The organism is Paraburkholderia sp. Ac-20347 (genome assembly GCF_017104805.1).
In the GTDB taxonomy this organism is placed as follows: Bacteria; Pseudomonadota; Gammaproteobacteria; order Burkholderiales; family Burkholderiaceae; genus Paraburkholderia; species Paraburkholderia tropica.
On sequence record NZ_JAAGPN010000017.1, the window covers coordinates 14,576 to 33,054 of the forward strand.

The 18,479-nt window shown below is 60.9% G+C and carries 15 protein-coding genes and 1 pseudogene; 11 read left to right on the forward strand and 5 right to left on the reverse strand.

Annotated features, from left to right (window positions below; translation table 11 throughout):
- Window positions 1–111: 111 nt before the first annotated feature.
- Together ligD and G3N97_RS05255 are read right to left on the reverse strand one after the other, a co-directional pair.
- On the reverse strand, window positions 112–2,658 hold the full coding sequence (gene ligD / locus G3N97_RS05250) for a DNA ligase D (RefSeq protein ID WP_346778019.1): 2,547 nt from the start codon (window positions 2,656–2,658) through the stop codon (window positions 112–114).
- Window positions 2,659–2,660: 2 nt separating this feature from the next.
- A complete protein-coding gene (locus G3N97_RS05255; protein ID WP_205992295.1) occupies window positions 2,661–2,867 on the reverse strand; it encodes a hypothetical protein in 207 nt (68 codons plus the stop codon).
- Between the two features lie 559 nt (window positions 2,868–3,426).
- Between G3N97_RS05255 and G3N97_RS05260 the strand changes: the two genes are divergently transcribed.
- The 3 genes from G3N97_RS05260 (at window position 3,427) to G3N97_RS05270 (ending at window position 5,808) form a co-directional block, all read left to right on the forward strand.
- Window positions 3,427–4,236 (forward strand): hypothetical protein, encoded by an 810-nt coding sequence (locus tag G3N97_RS05260; RefSeq protein ID WP_205992254.1) that lies wholly within the window; start codon window positions 3,427–3,429, stop codon window positions 4,234–4,236.
- A gap of 235 nt (window positions 4,237–4,471) precedes the next feature.
- On the forward strand, window positions 4,472–4,843 hold the full coding sequence (locus G3N97_RS05265) for a hypothetical protein (RefSeq protein WP_205992255.1): 372 nt from the start codon (window positions 4,472–4,474) through the stop codon (window positions 4,841–4,843).
- Window positions 4,844–4,989: 146 nt separating this feature from the next.
- Window positions 4,990–5,808 carry a hypothetical protein gene (locus G3N97_RS05270; protein WP_205992256.1) on the forward strand — a complete coding sequence of 273 codons (819 nt, stop codon included), beginning with the start codon at window positions 4,990–4,992 and terminating at the stop codon, window positions 5,806–5,808.
- A 58-nt stretch (window positions 5,809–5,866) separates the two neighbouring features.
- Here the strand turns inward: G3N97_RS05270 and G3N97_RS05275 are convergent.
- From G3N97_RS05275 to G3N97_RS05285, 3 genes and pseudogenes are all read right to left on the reverse strand, one after another.
- Window positions 5,867–6,256: pseudogene (locus tag G3N97_RS05275) on the reverse strand (transposase); the annotation flags it as partial.
- A 1,167-nt stretch (window positions 6,257–7,423) separates the two neighbouring features.
- Complete coding sequence (locus G3N97_RS05280) at window positions 7,424–9,298, reverse strand: hypothetical protein (RefSeq protein ID WP_205992257.1); 1,875 nt, start codon at window positions 9,296–9,298, stop codon at window positions 7,424–7,426.
- A 467-nt stretch (window positions 9,299–9,765) separates the two neighbouring features.
- Entirely contained in the window at window positions 9,766–10,776 is a 1,011-nt protein-coding gene (locus tag G3N97_RS05285) for a DNA-binding protein (RefSeq protein WP_205992258.1), read from the reverse strand.
- A 155-nt stretch (window positions 10,777–10,931) separates the two neighbouring features.
- Here G3N97_RS05285 and G3N97_RS05290 point away from each other — a divergent pair, with 155 nt between their 5' ends.
- From G3N97_RS05290 to G3N97_RS05325, 8 genes are all read left to right on the forward strand, one after another.
- Window positions 10,932–12,104, forward strand: a complete 1,173-nt coding sequence (locus G3N97_RS05290) for a tyrosine-type recombinase/integrase (protein ID WP_205992296.1) — start codon at window positions 10,932–10,934, stop codon at window positions 12,102–12,104.
- Between the two features lie 80 nt (window positions 12,105–12,184).
- Complete coding sequence (locus G3N97_RS05295; protein ID WP_205992259.1) at window positions 12,185–13,168, forward strand: LysR family transcriptional regulator; 984 nt, start codon at window positions 12,185–12,187, stop codon at window positions 13,166–13,168.
- Between the two features lie 243 nt (window positions 13,169–13,411).
- Complete coding sequence (locus G3N97_RS05300) at window positions 13,412–13,801, forward strand: Rid family hydrolase (protein ID WP_205992260.1); 390 nt, start codon at window positions 13,412–13,414, stop codon at window positions 13,799–13,801.
- Window positions 13,802–14,030: 229 nt separating this feature from the next.
- Window positions 14,031–15,149, forward strand: a complete 1,119-nt coding sequence (locus tag G3N97_RS05305; protein ID WP_205992261.1) for a porin — start codon at window positions 14,031–14,033, stop codon at window positions 15,147–15,149.
- Window positions 15,150–15,210: 61 nt separating this feature from the next.
- On the forward strand, window positions 15,211–16,050 hold the full coding sequence (locus G3N97_RS05310) for a transporter substrate-binding domain-containing protein (protein ID WP_205992262.1): 840 nt from the start codon (window positions 15,211–15,213) through the stop codon (window positions 16,048–16,050).
- 137 nt (window positions 16,051–16,187) lie between these two features.
- Window positions 16,188–17,024: an amino acid ABC transporter ATP-binding protein gene (locus G3N97_RS05315; protein WP_205992263.1), complete on the forward strand. Its 837-nt coding sequence runs from the start codon at window positions 16,188–16,190 to the stop codon at window positions 17,022–17,024.
- Between the two features lie 10 nt (window positions 17,025–17,034).
- On the forward strand, window positions 17,035–17,706 hold the full coding sequence (locus tag G3N97_RS05320; RefSeq protein WP_205992264.1) for an amino acid ABC transporter permease: 672 nt from the start codon (window positions 17,035–17,037) through the stop codon (window positions 17,704–17,706).
- Between the two features lie 10 nt (window positions 17,707–17,716).
- Window positions 17,717–18,382 (forward strand): amino acid ABC transporter permease, encoded by a 666-nt coding sequence (locus tag G3N97_RS05325; protein ID WP_205992265.1) that lies wholly within the window; start codon window positions 17,717–17,719, stop codon window positions 18,380–18,382.
- Window positions 18,383–18,479 lie beyond the last annotated feature (97 nt).

An 18,479-nucleotide genomic window follows, 5' to 3' on the forward strand; every position in this document is an offset into this window, starting at 1 on the left:
CTTCCAGGTCGAGAGCGGCATTCGTCTCTGAGATCAGGCACGCAAGTTCAAAGGGCAGCTCCATCGACGAGAGCCCCGTTGCGCGTGCAACTTACCGCAGAATGGTGCCGCTCATTTCAGCAACTTCGTCGCCACGGTTAGCGTTTGAGCCGTAGACCAGTACTCCGACCACGGATCCGCTGACTCGAAGCTGAGGTACTCGCGTGCTGTCTGGACTCCCCACTGCGCGCCGGATTTCAACTCGAGTAACTGTTCCCACGACACCGGCATGGAGACACCCATGCCCGGGCGCGCGCGGGCGGAGAACGCCGCGGCTGTGGTCTGGCCTTTACCGTTGCGCAGGTAGTCCACGTAGACCTTTTTGATACGGTTCGACGGCCCCGACGTTGCCGAGAATCGCTCCGGTATCGTCTTCGCGAGGTGCCGCACGAACGTCTGCGAAAACGCCTTGACCGCGTCATAGCCCGCTCTGGGCGTCAACGGCACAACAACGTGCAGACCCTTGCCTCCACTGGTCTTCAGCCACGCCTTGAGATCGAGTTCTTCGAGTAACGTGCGCACCAGCAGCGCAGCCTCCTGAACATGCGCCCACTTCACGCCTTCCCCTGGATCGAGATCGAAGATCACGCGGTCGGGTCGATCAATACGGCGGATCGTGGAGTTCCAGGTATGAAATTCGACCGTATTCATCTGGGCGGCCGAAATCAACGCTTCTTCCGTGTCGACCGACAGAAGCGGCGGATGGTCCGGCCACAACGTGCGGTCATGGATCGTCAGCCCAGGCATGCCCGTTCGCTCGGCGTGTTTCTGGAAAAACAGATCGCCGCCGATGCCCGCCGGGGCGCGAACCAGTGCTACGGGTCTATCGGCAAGGTGCGGCAACATGCGTTCGGCCACGCTCGCGTAGTAGCGCACAAGGTCCGCTTTCGTGATATTGGCCGACGAATCAACGACACGCTCGGGATGCGTTATCTTCAGCGCCAGCGGCGGCTCTGAGGCGCTTGTCTTTCCGCCCTCGCGCGCAACTGTCTTCGCTGGCTTGTCGAGTCGGAGACCCTTGAATGAGGCCTGCCGCACAACGCCGTCTGCCGTCCACTCCGCAAACTCTATCTCCGCGACGAGCTGCGGCTTGACCCACCGTTCGCCACCGGCCGCTCGCCGCGACCAGCGCCGCGATCCGGTTACGGCAACGTCATAGGGCGATTCGCGCGTTTCAAGCGGAGCGAGGCGCTCCCAAAGATCGCGCGCGGTCCTCGCGTTCCAGCCCGTACCCACGCTGCCGGCGCCGACGAGCTTCGCACCATCATCGTAGTAGCCGAGCAGCAGACTGCCGATCTCCCCGTCCTTCCCGCCCCGCGTCGTGAACCCGCAGATCACCAGTTCCTGTCGCAGACGCGCTTTCGCTTTCAGCCAGGTTTGGGTCCGCCCGGATTCGTAGTGCGCATCGCGCCTCTTGAGCATCAGGCCTTCGATGCCAAGACTCGACGCCGCCTCGAACATCGCGGCGGCGGGCGCGTCAAATGCCTCGCTGAAACGCAGATGCTCGCCCGCGCCTTCGAGAAGTTGCGAAAGCCGCGCGCGCCGGGCCCACAGCGGCACCCTTCGCAGGTCCTCGCCATCGACGTACATGAGGTCGAAAAGGAAATAGACGATGTCACCGCTCGTTCGCGCATCCATCGCGTTTTGCAGTGCGGAGAAGTCCGGTAGACCATCCGTCAGCATCACGATCTCGCCGTCGAGCCACGCCGTCGACAACTCCAGCGCCTCCAGTTCACCGACCAGCGTGGGAAATTTCGCCGCCCAGTTGTGGCCGCTACGTGTGAGAAGGCGAACCTCGCCCCCTTCGATGCGAGCAAGTAGTCTGTAACCGTCGAGCTTCGTTTCCGTGATCCAGTCACCGCCGACCGGCAACGAAGGGGCGAGCGTTGCGAGTTGGGGCTCGATCTTCGCGGGAAACGGTGCGCGCACCGCGGCAGAGAGATCAGGGGCCAACGGCGTATCCGCGCGTGTTGGTGCAACTTTCGGCTCTCGCTGCTCTATCAGGCCCAGGGGGTGCGTAACGACACTATCGGGCAACGCCTTGAGCACATCGTACTCGGACAGTGGTTTGGCCCATTCATCGCGCTTCTTGAACAGCATCCACTGGTCCTGTTTCTCCCCCGGCTTCGAGATCCGCACGAGTTCCCACAGACCCGCGAGCTTCTCGCCATGAAGGCGGAAAACGAGCTTACCTGCGGTCAAGCCCTCGGCGGCATCGCCCAAAGGCTCCCACGTTCCCCTATCCCAAACGATGACGTCCCCAGCCCCGTACTGCTTCGGCGGTATGGTCCCTTCGAAACTCGCGTAGTCGAGCGGGTGGTCCTCCACGTGAACCGCCATCCGCTTTGCCTTCGGGTCATAGCATGGCCCCTTCGGCACCGCCCACGACAACAGCACGCCGCCCGCTTCAAGCCTAAAGTCGTAGTGTAGGCGACTTGCCCAGTGCTTCTGGATGACGAACGACGGCGGCCCTAATTTACGGCGCGTCCGGCTTGGCTTGCTGACCGGTTCGGGGGTGATCTCGAAATTGCGCTTGCCTCCGTACGTCGCTAGCTTCTCCGGCGCGCCGGCCGCAATCAACCCCGGTGCGGACGACGAGCGCTTCCGACCCGCAGCCACCTTCAGTCTCCCGAACCCAGCTCGCTGCGCTTATGGGAATGGGTCGCGGCGTGCAGAAGCTCATAGTGAGCGCCCTTCCCGCCGCGCGTCGGCGGAAAATGTTCGCCTTCCACGCAGGTAACCTCGAACGAGCCCTCCGCGCTCTCGCGAACGACCTTGTAGATGCCGGAAGTTTTCACGATCTCGCCCGGGCGATGCCGGTCAGCCATGATGTTCTCCGTGAGGAATGGTTGATGCGCATGTAGCGCAAAGCCCATGCCGTTGGGCTGCACTCGCCTGGTAGCGCGCAGCAAAATACGCATTCGCATGTTTGCGCTTTTTCCCGGGCGCGGCCTTGCGGCTCTCAGAATGCCGTGATTCATCGGAGAGAAAATGACTTCTCGCACAGAGGACGCCCTGGTCGTCCTGCTCAATATCGACGCCGAAATCAGGCACCTACGAAGCTGGCTTGACGTGTCCGAAAATTGCGCCGGCCGTTCGTTGGCGCGTTCAGGTGAAGGCCTCGCAGCCCTGCAGGAGCAACTGCGAACAGCGCAGATGCGGCGCGAAGAGCAGTTTATTACGCTCCACCTTCTCGCTAAATTCTTACGCTAGCCGCAGTCCGCAGGTGGAGTATGTGGGTGCGGACGATAAACGTGCCACAACGCGGCAGGCGCTTGGCCGGTGTGGAAAGATTGGTTGGACACGGCAAGCATGTCGCCGCTATCTCGTTTTACTCAACGCCGGCAAGCCGCCGTTCGTCTCTCGTTAATTTTTTAAGGAGGTCGTGTGTACCGAGAAGCTGTTATTACATTCGTGGACATTTTAGGGTTTAAGAATCTGATCCAGAAAAACACGTATGAGCAGGTAGCTCAAAAGCTGGCCACGGTCCGCAGGCTTTCGGGACTAAACGAGACCGAGGACGGCGAGGGATTTGAACCCAGAGTCATACAGTTTTCCGATTCGATCATCCGCATCCGGCCGCTTGACTCGGCTGCAAACAAGGAAGCCGGATATGGACTGATGTTTTACGAGATGCTAGATCTAGTTCATATGCAAGGAGAACTAATCAATCACGGCATTTGTGTTCGCGGCGGCGTATCTCTCGGCAGCGTTCATGTTGACGAGCAAATCCTCTTTGGCCCAGGTTTCGTCAGGGCATACGAACTTGAATCGATCTATGCAAACTACCCGCGGATCGTTGTAGACCCATACCTGATTGATCAAGTACGGAAAGATCCACGTCTGACATCGGCAGAGCACACTGTTGAGCAAGATCTTTCCCATATTCGAAAGATCCTCAGAAAAGACAGCGATGGAATCCACTTCGTCGACTATCTTCGAGCCTTCTTGTCCGAGATTGATGAGGCTGACAACATTCCAGTCTTCCTGCAGCGACACAAAGAGATCATCCTCCAGAACGCCGGGGGCGCAGACGAACTTTCCTCCGTAGCCGCCAAGTATCTTTGGATGGCTTCCTATCACAACGGGCTCATTTCTGAGATCAAGGACGAGTCTTTCGAGCACTACGGTTTGCAGCGAAAAGACCTTGAAGTCACACTGGAAGAAATGCCGCTACTCCAGTCGCTCAAGGCATAGTGGATCGGTAGGGCTCTCGACGCCACGCGGCGCCGCCAGTGGCGAGGTCAGCCATTGGCGCGCGAGCACCAAATCTGGTACGCACGGCTTGACGCTGCAACGGCGAACAGCTACTCTCTTCCTCGCTGGAAAACTTGCCTTCGTGTTTTCACGGCAATGCATTTCCAGCAGCGCCTTGCAGTAAACCGTTTTTTCAGTAACCCATTTTTGCAGCACCCTTAAAAGCGAGACTACGATGTCGACCCGCCCTTCCGCACGAAAGTGCGCCGCTCTGCTTGTCCTCAACGCCTTCGAATATGCCCGCGAGAAAAGTCGCGAGGACGCTTCTGGCTATCGTTTTACGCGCCGTACGCTCGAGGTCGTAACCGAACGCATCCGTCTGCACGAGTCGTTCATGATCGAGCTTGAGGACGAACTCCTCCATCTCAAATGGCATCTGGTCCATAGCTCGGGCGGTGAGTACGCGATTTTTCCCTTTCGACGCGCGCAGCAATGGCCCGCTCTGAATTCAAAGCGCATTCGTAAGTTTTTTGAGCTGGAAGAAGATGACCTGATTGGCCTTGTGAGGGGCGAACAGCCGCTCGAACAAGAGTCCAAAGACGACTAACAGCGCCGTGAAATAAAAAAGGGCACCAACACGTTGGCGCCCTTTCACAGCAGGAAGTCGGGGGTCCGCTTACCTTTACAGGCAGCAGCCGACACTGATCCCGACTTTTCACCTGCGAGACTATCTCATTCCAAGGTCGCCGTCAAATGCAACTCGAAGATGATGAACTCGCCGAAATTACCCGCCTGCTCTCTGGCGAACGACTCAGCACGTTTGTAGCACTCGCGGGATCAGCACGCGGCGCCGTGGAGCTACACCAGGAAACTGTCCGGGTCGCGAGCGGCCTTATGGCCGTAACGGCCGTCGTAGAGATCTCGCTGCGCAACGCCATATGTGATCAACTTGTAGAGCACTTCAACGCACCTGACTGGCTACGCACGCCGCCGAAACCCTTCGAATGGAAGCCGCAGGAATCCAGCAAAATAGGCGAAGCGTGCGCGAGTGCACAGCAGGCCGCCTACGCGAAACTCAGCGCAGCGGACAAGCGCGCCCTCGACGCGAGAATCTTCCGCAACGGCGTGCCGGCACACTTCACCCATGAACAGCACGTCAAGGCTCGGCAAAAAGCGATCGCCGTGCCAACCGGTCAGATCGTTGCCCAGCTGAGTCTTTTCTTCTGGAAGCGACTTTTTTCCGCCGATTACGAACACGTGCTCTGGCGCCCCGCCCTCAAGCGCGTTTTCCCGGACAAATCCCTCCGGCGCGCGGATGTCGCGGTGCAGTTGGAGCGCATCTACCAAACAAGAAACCGCATCGCGCATCACGAGCCTGTATACGGGGGCCGACTGCGCGACGCGATCGAGGCGATCGAGTTCGTCGTCGGCAGACTCGGACGCAGTGCACCCCAATCCCGTACACCTCTCGGTCAGCTCCTCGCTATGGAAAAAGACACGTTGGCGAAGCAGGCGAGCGATCTTCAGATACATATCGCTGCCTACTCGAACGGTGCAAGTCCTGGAACTTGAGCAGCATGGCGCAGGCCCCAAGAAGGAGTTCCTCAAAAAGCTGGACAACGAGGACGATCTTGAAGATCACCACGAAGCGGCGGCATACATTGCGAATGCCGGCGCCATTGCTGCGTCTGAACTCGGCAATCGTCTTGAAGTCCGGCACGAGGCGACCGGTCAGCCACATCAGTTCGACATTACGCTGGCACTCGCGCTCCAGACGTCGGCTCGACTGCACGCGATTGAGATAGCCGTAGATGTAAAGTTTGAGCAGAACGGAGGGATGGTAAGACGGTCGGCCCGTGATCGCCGGCGTGGTGCCTTCGAAGCCCATGGAAGCCAGATCGAGTTCGTCTACGAATGCGTCGACGATCCGCACGGGATTGTCTTGAGCGACAAAGTCTTCGAGACACTCCGGCAGCAACGTGGCCTGATTGCGGCTTGTACCTTCGACGAATCGCCCCATCTCCGCCTCTCGCGCTAACAGGTTGATTCAGTCTAGGCGATCGCGCGGGTTTTGACACACCCTCGGCCACTGACGGAAACATACAGCGCAGATCTCGCCGCAAACGCCGCTATATCGCTAACGGATTTTAGCGATATAGCGGCATTTTTCGACGAAACTGCGCCGGTGCAGATCAGGCCTCAGTAGTTCCGCGCTCGTAGCACGGAAGCGAAGTGTCAGATTTAATACGCACTGAGGCGAAGTGATGTTTTTAACGCGCTCGGAGTGGAAACAAAACTGTCACTTCGACGACGGAAAGCACCGTCAAATCGAGGCTGCGCTAGTGACACATTTATTGCGCCCTACGGCCAGCGTTCCGCGTTTCCGGCGGTTCGATCACGTGCGCCGGCCAGAGCGGCTGCGGGCGCTCGGGCACGCGGCCGCCGGCGCATGCGCATAGCGCGCATTACTGCGTTTCGAACGTCGACCAGAGCTGTTCGTTCATCGGCGTCGCCACGTTCGCATGCGAAAAACTCAGACGTCCGCTTCGGCGAACGGCAGGCAATGCGCCGGGCCTACCCGCGCATTGCCTGCCGTCGCCCCCCGGTCAGTGAATGTGTTACCCGCGTGAGCTACTGGTGCGGACGTGAGTGAGCACGTCGCGGCGTTCGTCGCTCGTGAAACCATGGCGGTCTAGCAGTTCAACCAAAGTCAGGAGAACCTCGGTAGAGGTAATGCCGGGCTGCGGCTGCGTCCAGTGCATGCTGATGGTGCGATTGCGGCCCGTGAATGCAGCCGCGTTACGCCAGTCATCCGTGGCGAGGACAGTCCCACGCCAACCCTCAGGGTCAGCGATGCTCACGCCCAGCGCGTGAAGGTCATGCATGAAGCTGTCGACTTCCGCTTCCTGCGCCTCGCGGCTCTTTACGGTGTCGAGGATCGCGTTATTGATGACACGCGCGGCATCGATAAGTTGGGCGTCCGACGAAGTAAAACTTGATCCATTGGGGAAGTAAAATTTGTACCGCGCTGCAACAGGCGCACATCGCGCACGGGACGTCTAAACGTGGGACTCTGAAACTAGAGATCCACTATCACCGCGTTGATGCTGCACTCACACCGCGCACAGCGCTCCGCACTTGGCAGCAGGGCACGCGATCCCCACTCCGGTACCATTTGCACAACTTGTCAGAGAAAACTGCTGTCGCGTGCCTCGATCAGGCGGATCAGCGAATCGTCCCTATTGCCCTTGAGATCGTCGATGAGATTGTCGTAGATGCGCTGCTGGCGATCGAAGAACTCTTTCGGGCTGCGCAGCGTAGGATGCCGGTGAAGTGCATCGAGGAACGTGGTCAGCACCGTCTGCAGGTAGTACTCGAGATTCGCACAGAGCATTGCCGCGTTCACCACGCGGCCCGCACTATGCACGATGTCGCACCGTGCTCGGTACACACGCTGGATGTGCCATCCCAGCCGTCCTGCGTGGCCTGTCATCGTTGACTGCAGGTTCTGCGGCTTCTCGACATACGCGAGCAGCCGCTTCACGTGCACAGACACAAACGGGCGGGACGCGCAGGTCGCAAGAACAGCATCCCTGGCAGCCTGACTTTTCAGCAGACCGTACAGCGACGCCAGCGGAAGGCTACCGAACGCGACCGGTGTGCCGGCCGCTGGGTCAGGTATCTCGCCCCCTAGATCGTTGAGCAGCGTCCGCAGCGCACGCAGATGCTTGGGCACGTAGGCGAGCGCGACCGTCGACTTGATCGCCTTCTCGACACCATCTCCGATCGCACCGCTGCTGCTGCCCTTGACCATGAACTCCAGTGCGGTCCACCAGTTCACCAGCTTGTTCTCGAAATTCGACGTCTCGGAACCTGTTCTGTATAGCCTGAACGTCGAAAAGACACGGCTGCGAGCCTCCTGGCGCAGGCCATCGCTGACCACGAGATTGGTAAGGCGCTCCATGAATTCACCAAGCTGCTCCGCGGTGAGCGACTGGAATGGCGCGCTAACCGTACCTGGGACCTTGAGGTACATCTGCTTGCCGCCCGTCACCGCAACGAAACTTTCCGACAGCCGCGGATTTTTACGCTCGTACCCGTAGCGCACCACATCGAGCACCTGGCTGATCTGGTCGCTGGCAGACGTTGCCGCCATCCTAGCCTCTTGCGCCTTGACGGTCAGCGTCGCGAACAGCTTGTTGCCGGCTGGTTTGAGGAATTTTTCCATTAGCTCCGATGGCGGTCGCGGCACCTCCGGCGGCCTGGTCGAGAAGCGGATGTCTCCGATAGATCTCGGAAACTGCGCGGGCTTGGAGACATCGCGAATGGTAAAGGTAATGTCGTATGCGTCGGACGGAGCGAGCAGTTTGCTTAACGCGAAGTCGAGCGCTGCGGCAAAATCGTACGGCTTCTTCTCGTCAATGCGGCGCGGAATGAGTATCGTCGTGTACAGCACATAGAGGGATTGGAAACTCCAGCCAAGATGTACCAGCACGCTGAGCATCGTACTGGTCGCCACCTCGATATGCGCCCAGTCGCGCCGCTCAGCCGCGTCAATGGCGGCGTCTGGCGCCGCGAGCTTTGCCTTGAGCCAGTCGATGACTGTTCTGAGGTAGTGCTCGCGCAACAAGTGCTGCAGCTCACGCGCGAAGGCTTCGATGAGAGACTGGCTTTCCGCGAGGGCAGATTTCGCCTTGCCCTGTTTGGCATTCTCGGCCTGCTTCTTGTCATGGCCCGGCGCCGCTGGCTTCGGTGCCGCACCAGCCCTCTCCAGCAGAAGCCTGAGTTCAGCGCGCGCTGGATTGAACACGGCGCTGGACAGGATAAGGTCCTCGGCCAGGACAAGTTTCGCCTCACCGATCACGCGGACGCGATCGGCGTCGTTGGCGTGCCGCGCATCAAGGATCCGGAGCAACTCGTCTACCATGTTGAGCGGATTCATGGCACGCACGCGGAACGAGTCGATCGATGCCTCGTGGATCAGGTTAAACCAACAGTCGGCGAACATGTGCTGTTTTCGCGAGAGCCTGTAGTCCGCTGTGATGGCTTGATCGGTGCGCATGTCTTGTCAAGTGTCCGGAAAACGACTATTCTAGCGGCACAGTCGGGAGGCGATTGCCCCGGCGCCAGAAATAATAGGGGTTGGATTTATCGGTCTGGGTTTCCCGCGGTTCTTCCTCCCCGCCTACTCGAACGGCCTGCAAGCATGCAGGCCGTTTTTTTGGGGTTACGCACCCCTGATTGTTACAGGGGTGCGTCAAATGGGCGTCCGACCGGAGGTAAGGCCTGTACCGGCCCCGCGAAAGCGCGCCGAACCCAAACCACATTGTCAAAACAGCTGCGCCGGCAACGCAGCCAGATTCGCCCACTTAACCGTGCTCCGAAAAGCCCGCCCGTCTTCGTCAAGTGATTCGATGATCACCCGCTGACCGCGCGCCTCCGCCACTACCCGCACCACGCGCTCCCCATAGCACATTAGCAGACCGATTTCCGGGCAGACCGACTTTCGTTTCCCGCGTCCCGTACGGCTCATGTCTTCGCGCCTGGCTTGCGCACCGTGGCTTTTGCGGAGCCTGCGGACTGCCGGGCAGCGCGTCCCGGTGTGCGGCGAGCGCCAATGCCCGGACCTGACGCCCTCTGCCTCAGGAATTCAATCTCCTGCGCCTGGGCCGCGTGGCTCGCCCGCATCGCTTCAAATCGCCCCTCCAGCATACCCGTCGAATGGCGCAAATCTCCCAGTTGCGTCTGCAATGACTGGATCTCGGCCTGTGTCCGCTCGCCGTCGCGAGCCGCCCGTTGCTGCACGCCTTCCAGTTCGCGCTGCAGACGCGTGCTCGCCGTGCGTTCACGCTCAATCTCGAGCAGCGCGCGCTTCTCAGCGGCTTGCAAGCGCGCTTCGGCCAGCTCCGTGCTGGCCCGCTGCCTCTCGAGCTCGGCCGCGAAATCGGCGCGGGCCTGAGCCAGCGCGGCGTCGCGCTCGCATCCGCCCTGTTCCAGCCGTGCGATTTCGCCTTCAAGCGCTTCGCGCGTTGCCACTGCCGCCGCCTGAGCCTGCTCGAGTTCCTGGATCCGCACCTGTGCGGCGAGCAACGCATTCGTTCTCTGCTCCAACGCCATTTCGGCGCGAGCCAAATCCGCCTGCACAACGGCGACGGAAGCTTCGGCGGCGAGACGCGCAGCTTCCACCTCGCTGCGCAGCGCGTGGAGTGAATCATCAGCCGCGACGGCGGCACGCTTCCAGAGCGTAGCCACAAGCTCCCCGGCTGACTCACGCAGCTCCTCAGGCAGATCGGCATGATCGACGCGCACGCGGCTTTTCTCGCGAAGTTCGGCCCAGAACCCGGCGAGGACTGCGACGGGCGTACTCATACTGCCGCGGCGCACGAGCTGGTAAAGACGGTTCGCCGTTGGCGTAACACCGAATCTGAAGAACAGCAGCGCGCAGACCTCGCGGTAGAGATCGCGCGTATGCGGAAATTCGGCCTTCAGGCGCTCAATCTCGGCTTTAAGCCGGGTTTCATCGGATATTGCGTCGGACATGGCGGAAAGGCAGTTTTTATTTTCGTTATATTACTGAGTAATTCATCATTTTTCTACCTTTTATGGCACTATATTTGACATTATTCATATAATGTTGCATAAAATGAAAGGTGGTGCGACGCTGAACGCGTGACATGTTAAAGCTGCCCGATCCGATGAAAACCACCCTGATCGCTCCGCGCCCGCTCGACCTGCTTGAGCTGCCTGATGATCTCGACGGCCGCACCGGCTTGAATCGCGCGCTCGGCCGCCGCCAGATCGCCGCCGATAACGACCTTGAGGCCCTGCGAGCCCGGCTTGCGCGCGTGACCGATACGAAAACCACCTTCGAGAATTACCGCAAGGAAGCCGAACGGCTCCTGCTATGGTCGATCGTCCAGCTCGGCAAGCCGCTCTCGTCACTCACGCACGAAGACCTGCTCGTCTACCAGCGTTTTCTCCGGGATCCGCAGCCCGGCGAACGATGGGTCGCCTCCGGCCGCAAATTTGCGAGGGAAGACCCGCGCTGGCGTCCGTTTCACGGTCCACTCGCCGTAAGCAGCCAGCGTCAGGCCATGGTGATCATCAACGCCCTCTTTTCGTGGCTCGTCGGTGCCGGCTATCTGGCCGGCAATCCGCTGTCGCTCTCACGCCAGCGCACGCGCCGGCCCACACCGCGTGTCACGCGTTTTCTTGAGCGCGCCCTGTGGCAGGAGGTCAAGGCCTACATCGATACGCTGCCGCGCGAGACGGATCGCGAGCGCGAACGATACTGGCGCGCGCGGTGGCTGTTCACCCTGCTCTACCTGGGTGGACTGCGCGTCTCCGAGGTGAGCACAAATACGATGGGATGCTTCTTCTGCCGCCGCGACGCCGACGGGCACGAGCGCTGGTGGCTCGAGGTCACGGGCAAGGGCGACAGGGAGCGCCTGGTGCCCGCCTCGGCCGAGATGATGGTCGAGCTGGGACGCTACCGCCGCGGGCGTGGCCTGCCCCCGCTGCCCGCGCAGCACGAGGACAGACCGCTCGTGCTCCCGCTTGGAAAGTCCATGAAGCCGCTCGCGCGTGCGGCACTCCACATCATTATCAAGGGCACCTTCGCAGGAGCGGCGAAGATGCTGCGCCTGCGGGGCGATGAATTCGCGGCGCGCGCCGCGCAGCTCGAGCGTGCCTCGGCTCACTGGATGCGCCACAGCGCAGGCTCGCACATGGCCGATGGCAACGTCGATCTGAGGCTCATCCGGGACAACCTCGGCCACGCGTCGTTGACAACGACGAGTCTCTACCTGCACGTCCATGACGACCAGCGGCATCGGGAAACCGCAGAAAAGCACCGCATCGACTGGTAACTTCGGCCAGCATTTTGCCGCCGTTGACGCGTAAGAACTTAATAGTGCAAATTTGCCATCTCCGACGCCACGAGAAGCCCATGACCCTTCAGCAACTCCATTATTTTCTCGCTGCCATCGAGTACGGAACGTTATCCAAGGCGGCGGAACATCTGAAGGTCGCGCAGCCGAGCTTGTCGGACCAGATTATCCGGCTTGAAGAATCAGTGGGCACCGCCCTTTTCATCCGCACCAATCGCAAGCTGATGCTGACAGAAGCCGGGCGGCGCCTGCATCCGTTCGCAAAGGCTGCTACGACTGCTTCGCGGCAGGGCCATGAAGCCGTCAAGTCCGTGCGCGAACTCAAAGGCGGCGTGGCGAGCTTTGGCACTTTCGGCACCGCACATCACTATTTCCTGGCAGATCTGATCGAGGAGTTCCGCACCCGCTATCCTGACGTGAAGCTCAAGATCGTGGGCAACAACTCGTCCGAGATTGCCAATGCGGTAAGCCAGGGCGAGCTGGAGGCAGGTCTGGTCATGATTCCCCTGAACGAACGCAACCTCACCTATAGCGAGCCAGTGTGGTCGGCGCGGGTTGGCTACATCAGCGCCGACCCGGCCCGGCTGAAAGGGCCCAAAACGATCGAGGATCTAGCAGGCGCTCCGCTGATCCTGACTGAGGCCCGCTGGAACACGGCCGACCCTATCCGCCTGAACCTGCGTTTACGCGCACAGAAAGCCGGCGTCATCCTCAATCCGGTCATCGAAGTGGACCATCAGTCCACCGGGTTCGAACTCGCCGCGCGTGGTCTCGGCGATCTGATCGCCACGCAGCCCATCCTGCATCAACTCGGCTATCAGGACCGGCTTGGTTGGGCGCCGATCGACCCGCCGCTGTTTGAGGTGTTCGCCTTCATTCACCGCTACGACACGCCGCTTTCCGCAGGCACGCGCGTCCTGATCCAGATGATGCGAGAACACCTGGCGCGCGTGCAAAGCCTTTACGCCCACCTCGACCTGCCTTCCGAACACGCCCCTGCGGCGCGCGATACGTCGCCGAGGCGCAACCGGGGAAACCACTAAGGCACGCGCGCGGCTTCTGCCCTCACTGCGATTCCGCACTTCCGAACGCTGCCGATAGCGCGCCAGCCGCGCCGTGACGGCCTGTGCGCCTCGTTGCCCTGGCCGTCGCGCTTTGCAGCTATCCGCCTCGCATAGCCAAGTCCTATGGGAAGCATTGGCAAAGGGATTCTTCACGGGTGTTTTTGACCTCCGGATACTCCAATCCACTCGATTCACATCCTTTGTCCACCACGGAGTATCCGTATGAGCACTGTCACCGCTAATCGCCAGAAGATTTCCTCGGGCGGCCCCTATGAAAACGTCTTCGGCTATTCGCGCGCGGTGCGCGTAGGCGAGCATCTGCATATTTCCGGCACCTGCGCGCCAGCCGTGCACGAACGTAGCGACGCCTATACCCAAACCCGCGCAATTCTCGAAGTCATCGAAAAAGTACTCGGCGAAGCCGGCATGAATCTGCACGACGTGGTGCGCACCGTGGTGTTCGTACGCGACATCAACGATGCCGACGGCGTCGCCCGCGCGCACCTCGAAACCTTCGACGAGATTCGCCCTGCCAGCACGCTGGTCCAGGTCGACTCCATGCTGCGCCCGTGGCAGAAGGTCGAAATCGAAACCTACGCAATCGCCGGATAACACCGCCTGGGCAGTTCTATCGCGCCTCCTGCGCAGCACGCCGCGAGGAGGCCGAAACGAGATCGCAGGAAGCCAGCAACAGGATTCTGGGGCGTTTCAATCGTCATAATAATTCGTATACCTAATCAAAATAACGATAGGGCGAAGATCGACGCCTCCCACGCAATCGCATGCTTTCTTTTGTTTGGAGAACAGGGTGAACAGCCATAAAAAACTTATTTTCGCCGCCATGACGGTCGCGCTCTCGGGGACGGTCCATGCGCAGTCCTCGTCGGTTTCACTCTATGGGGTGATCGATACCGGGATCGACTTCACCAACAACAGCGGCGGCAAACAGCTCTGGCACATGCAGGATGGCACCTATGACGGCCTGTACGGCAGCCGCTGGGGGCTCAAAGGTGAAGAAGATCTGGGCGGCGGCCTGAAGGCGATCTTCAAACTCGAAAGCGGCTTCAACGTGGTGAACGGCACGGCTGCGCAGGGCAACCGCCTGTTCGGGCGTCAGGCATGGGTCGGTCTGCAGGACGAGCGCTTCGGGACGCTCACGCTGGGCCGTCAATACGATTCGATCGTCGACTACGTGCAGCCACTGACACTCACTGGCAACTGGGGCGGCCTCGCCTTTCATGCCGGCGACATCGACAACACGGCAAACTCGTTTCGCGTCAACAACGCCATCAAGTACGCCAGTCCCAAGATCGCCGGCGTGACCTTCGGCGGCATGCTGGCGCTCAGCAACTCCAACGCGGACGGCACCAGCAAGATCGGTATGTGGAGCGCGGGCGCGGCGTATTCGATCGGCAACCTGAATCTTGGCGCGGCGTACTTCTATGCAAAGCAGCCCGCGACGCTCTTCACCGACGGCGACTTTGTCGGCAACACGACGGGGGCCGCGGTAGGCGCGAGCGGCGCTTTCAGCTACGTGGGCAATCCGTCGAACGAGCAGATCATCGGCGTGGGCGCCACCTGGCTGATCGGCGCGGCAACGCTGGGCTTCAACTACACCAACACGCGCTTTGACGACGCGAACGGCACGACCGCCCAAGTGCGCTTCGACGACTACGAGGCATGGGGCTCCTATGCGCTGACCCAAGCGGCGACCCTCGCAGCAGGCTACTCCTTCACGAATGGCGATGTGGGCTACTCCTCGGCACGCCCGAAATACCATCAGATCAACCTCGCTGCCGACTACAAGCTCAGCAAGCGCACCGAGGTCTATCTGTCGGCCGCTTACCAGATTGCGGCAGGCGACTCGCAACCCGCCGCGATCTTCGACGGCGTGGTCGGCAACGCGTCTTCTTCGAACCACCAGTTGGGCCTGCGCGTCGGCATCGCCCACAAGTTCTGATTCCATCCACCTGCTTTCGACGGCGCGGCCGCACTGCGCCGCACCCTCTCCGGGAGTCATCATGAGCCTTTCCTTCGGTATCCGCCGCCGCGTGCTCGTTCTCGCGGCCGGCGCCGGCATCGGTGCGCTTTTCATCGGCCCAGCCGCCCACGCTGCCGGCGATACGCCCTGGCAAAAAGTTCGCACGGACGGCGTTTTGCGCTGTGGCGCAGCGGCCTCGCCGCCCTACGTGATCCGCGATCCGCAGACGCAGACCTACGAAGGCGCGTTTGCCGATCTCTGCCGCGGCTTTGCCGAGCGGCTGAAAGTGAAAGCGGTATTCGTCGATGCGACCTGGCCCAATCTGATTGCCGGACTGCAATCGGACAAATGGGACATGGCGCTTTCGCTGAGCGACACCCCCGAGCGCGAAAAGGCCGTCAGCTTCTCGGCGCCGGTATTCGATTCGAGCGTCACCTTTGCCTACGACAAGCGCAATCCGAAGCTTGCCAGCACGCCGCATTCGATCGCCGACCTCAACCGCGCCGATCTCACGCTTTCTGTGATGGCTGGCTCGGTGGCCGACAAAGCGATCAGCGACGTGCTCACCAAGCCGCACATCATGCGCTTGCCCGACGCCGACGCCGCGCGTCTCGCCCTGCTGTCGAAACGTGCCGATGTACTCGCCGACGACATCGCCACCAACATGCTCGTGACGGCTGCGCACCCGGAATCGCTCGTCGCCTTCAAACCGGAACCGGCACTCGCACCGCTGCCCGCCAACTTCGGCGTGAGCAAGGCACTGCCCGCAGCGGATCTCGCGTATCTGAACAGCTATATCGACGAGCAGAAGAAGGCCGGCGCGATCGACCGCATGATGGCCCAGGCGGTCAAGAAGACGTTGCAGCAAGCCGGGAAGTGAGGCGAAGCCGCGTCGCCGACATAACTGCCCGCCATCCTGTGCGCGCGGCGCGGCAGCAACCTGGCTCATCCCACCCGCATTTCACGCTTATCGACTGCGCCTGCTGCGCCACGCACGAGCCGCCGGAGACCCCATTCATGAATGTCCATACGTCGATCGCCACGCGCCCACCCGACCCCGATCCCGATATCCCGCCGACCCCGCTTGCGTCGTCCGCTCCCTTCGTCGAACTGCGCGACGTCTACAAATCCTATGGCGAGCATCTCGTTGTGATGGACGGCCTGTCCCTCGACATGCAGGCCGACGATCGTCTAGTCATCATCGGTCCGAGTGGAAGCGGAAAAAGCTCGCTGCTGCGTTGCATGATGGGACTCGAGGGCATCCAGGGTGGCGAAATCCACTTTCAGGGCCGCCCCTACATGCGCTCGTCGAGCAACCGCGCGCGACCGTCGCTCGATCGCACCCTGCAGCGCCAGATCGGCATGGTGTTCCAGCATTACACGCTGTTCCCGCACCTCTCGGTGCTCGGCAATCTCGTCCTGGCGCCGATGAAAAGCGGCGGCATGTCCCGGCAGGACGCCACTGAACGCGCACGCGCCTATCTCGCGCGCCTTGGTCTGGAAAGCAAGCTGCACGCCTATCCCAGCCAGCTGTCGGGCGGCCAGAAGCAGCGCGTCGCCATCGCCCGGGCGCTCATGCTCGAGCCGCGACTGATGCTGTTCGACGAAGTCACCTCCGCGCTCGATCCCGAGATGGTGGTCGAAGTCCAGAACGTCATGCTGCAGCTCGCCGAGCAGAGAATGGCGATGATCATCGTTACCCACGATATGCATTTCGCCCGCGATATCGCCACCCGCGTGATCTTCTGCGCCAATGGCTCGATCGTCGAACAAGGGCCGCCGCTGCAGTTGTTCCGCCACCCGCGCGAGACCCGCACCCGCGAGTTTCTCGACAAAGTGCTGCATCTCGGTTGAGGGGAAACGCATGCACTACCAGTTCGACTTTTCTTTCCTTTCGAGCCATGTCAGCGCACTGCTTGGCGGCCTTGGCATCACACTCGAACTGACGCTCATCGCGAATCTGATCGGCGTGACGCTGGGTTTCGTGCTGTGTCTGTGCTCGATGAGCCGTCATGCGCTCCTTCGCTGGCCCGCGCGTGCGTACATCGAATTCTTCCGCTGTACGCCCGCACTGTTGCAGATCGCGTGGTTCTTCTATTGCGTTCCGATGATGTTCGATGTCTTTATCGGCCCCGTTGCGCTGGGCATTCTCGCGCTCGGGCTGAATCTGACCGCCTTCAACGCGGAAGCGTATCGCGCCGGTGTGCAGGCAGTGCCGAAGGAGCACCTCGATGCCTGCGTCGCTCTGGGGCTGCGGCCCTGGCAACGCACGCTCTTTGTGGTGTTGCCGCAGGCGCTGCGCAGCGCGACGCCAATCCTCATGACCAATGGCATTGGCGCGTTGCAGCAAAGCGCGCTGGTCGCGGTCGTCGCGGTCGGTGACCTTATGTATGTCGGCAACCAGATCGCCACGGATACGTTCCGGCCGCTGGAAACCTACACGCTGATCGCCGCTGTCTATTTCGCGCTGTCCGTGCCCGCAGCAGCGCTCATCCGACTCGTCGAACATCGGCAGGATCTCGCCATGCAGCGTTGAAGGAGCCGCTATGCCCATCCATTTCTCCGTCGTGCTGCCGTACTGGCACGTGCTGCTGCAAGGTCTCGCGACCACCGTTGTATTTACGCTGGGCTGCGCCCTCGCGGGCAGTATCGGCGGCTTCGTCTTGAGTCTGCTGCGCCTGTCGCCCAATCGCTGGATCAACGGCGCAGCTTCGCTGTACGTTGAGTTATTTCGAGGGACACCACTGCTGATCCAGCTGTTCTGGATCTTCTTCTGCCTGCCCGTCGTGCTCGGGATCGCCATTGCACCGGCGATTTCCGTGCTGGTTTCGCTCACGCTCTACATGATCGCCATCACCAGCGAAACCTTTCGTGGCGCACTCAAGTCCATCGCCAGCGAGCAGCATGACGCCTGCATTGCGCTCGGGCTCGCACCGGCCGCGAAAATCCTGCACGTTATCTTCCCGCAGGCGTTGTTGCGCGCGCTGCCGCCGCTGCTCTCGAACATCGTGAGCCTGTTCAAGGAAAGCGCGCTGATCTCGTCTGTGGGGATCGCCGATCTGATGCTCGTCGGCCAGAACATCTCCACGAATACAGCGCGTCCGGTGGAGTTCCTCACGACAGTGGGCGTCATCTATTTTCTGGTGGCGTTCCCGCTCACGCGTCTGGTCGGCGTTGTCGAGACACGCTTGTTGCGCCGCTACGGAAGCTGATTCACCCCACCCTTACCTATGCAGACGGCCTCGCTCGCGAGGCCGTTTGTGCTTTTCGTGATTTTTGCTCGCAATACCAGGGTAAATCCTGCCTCTC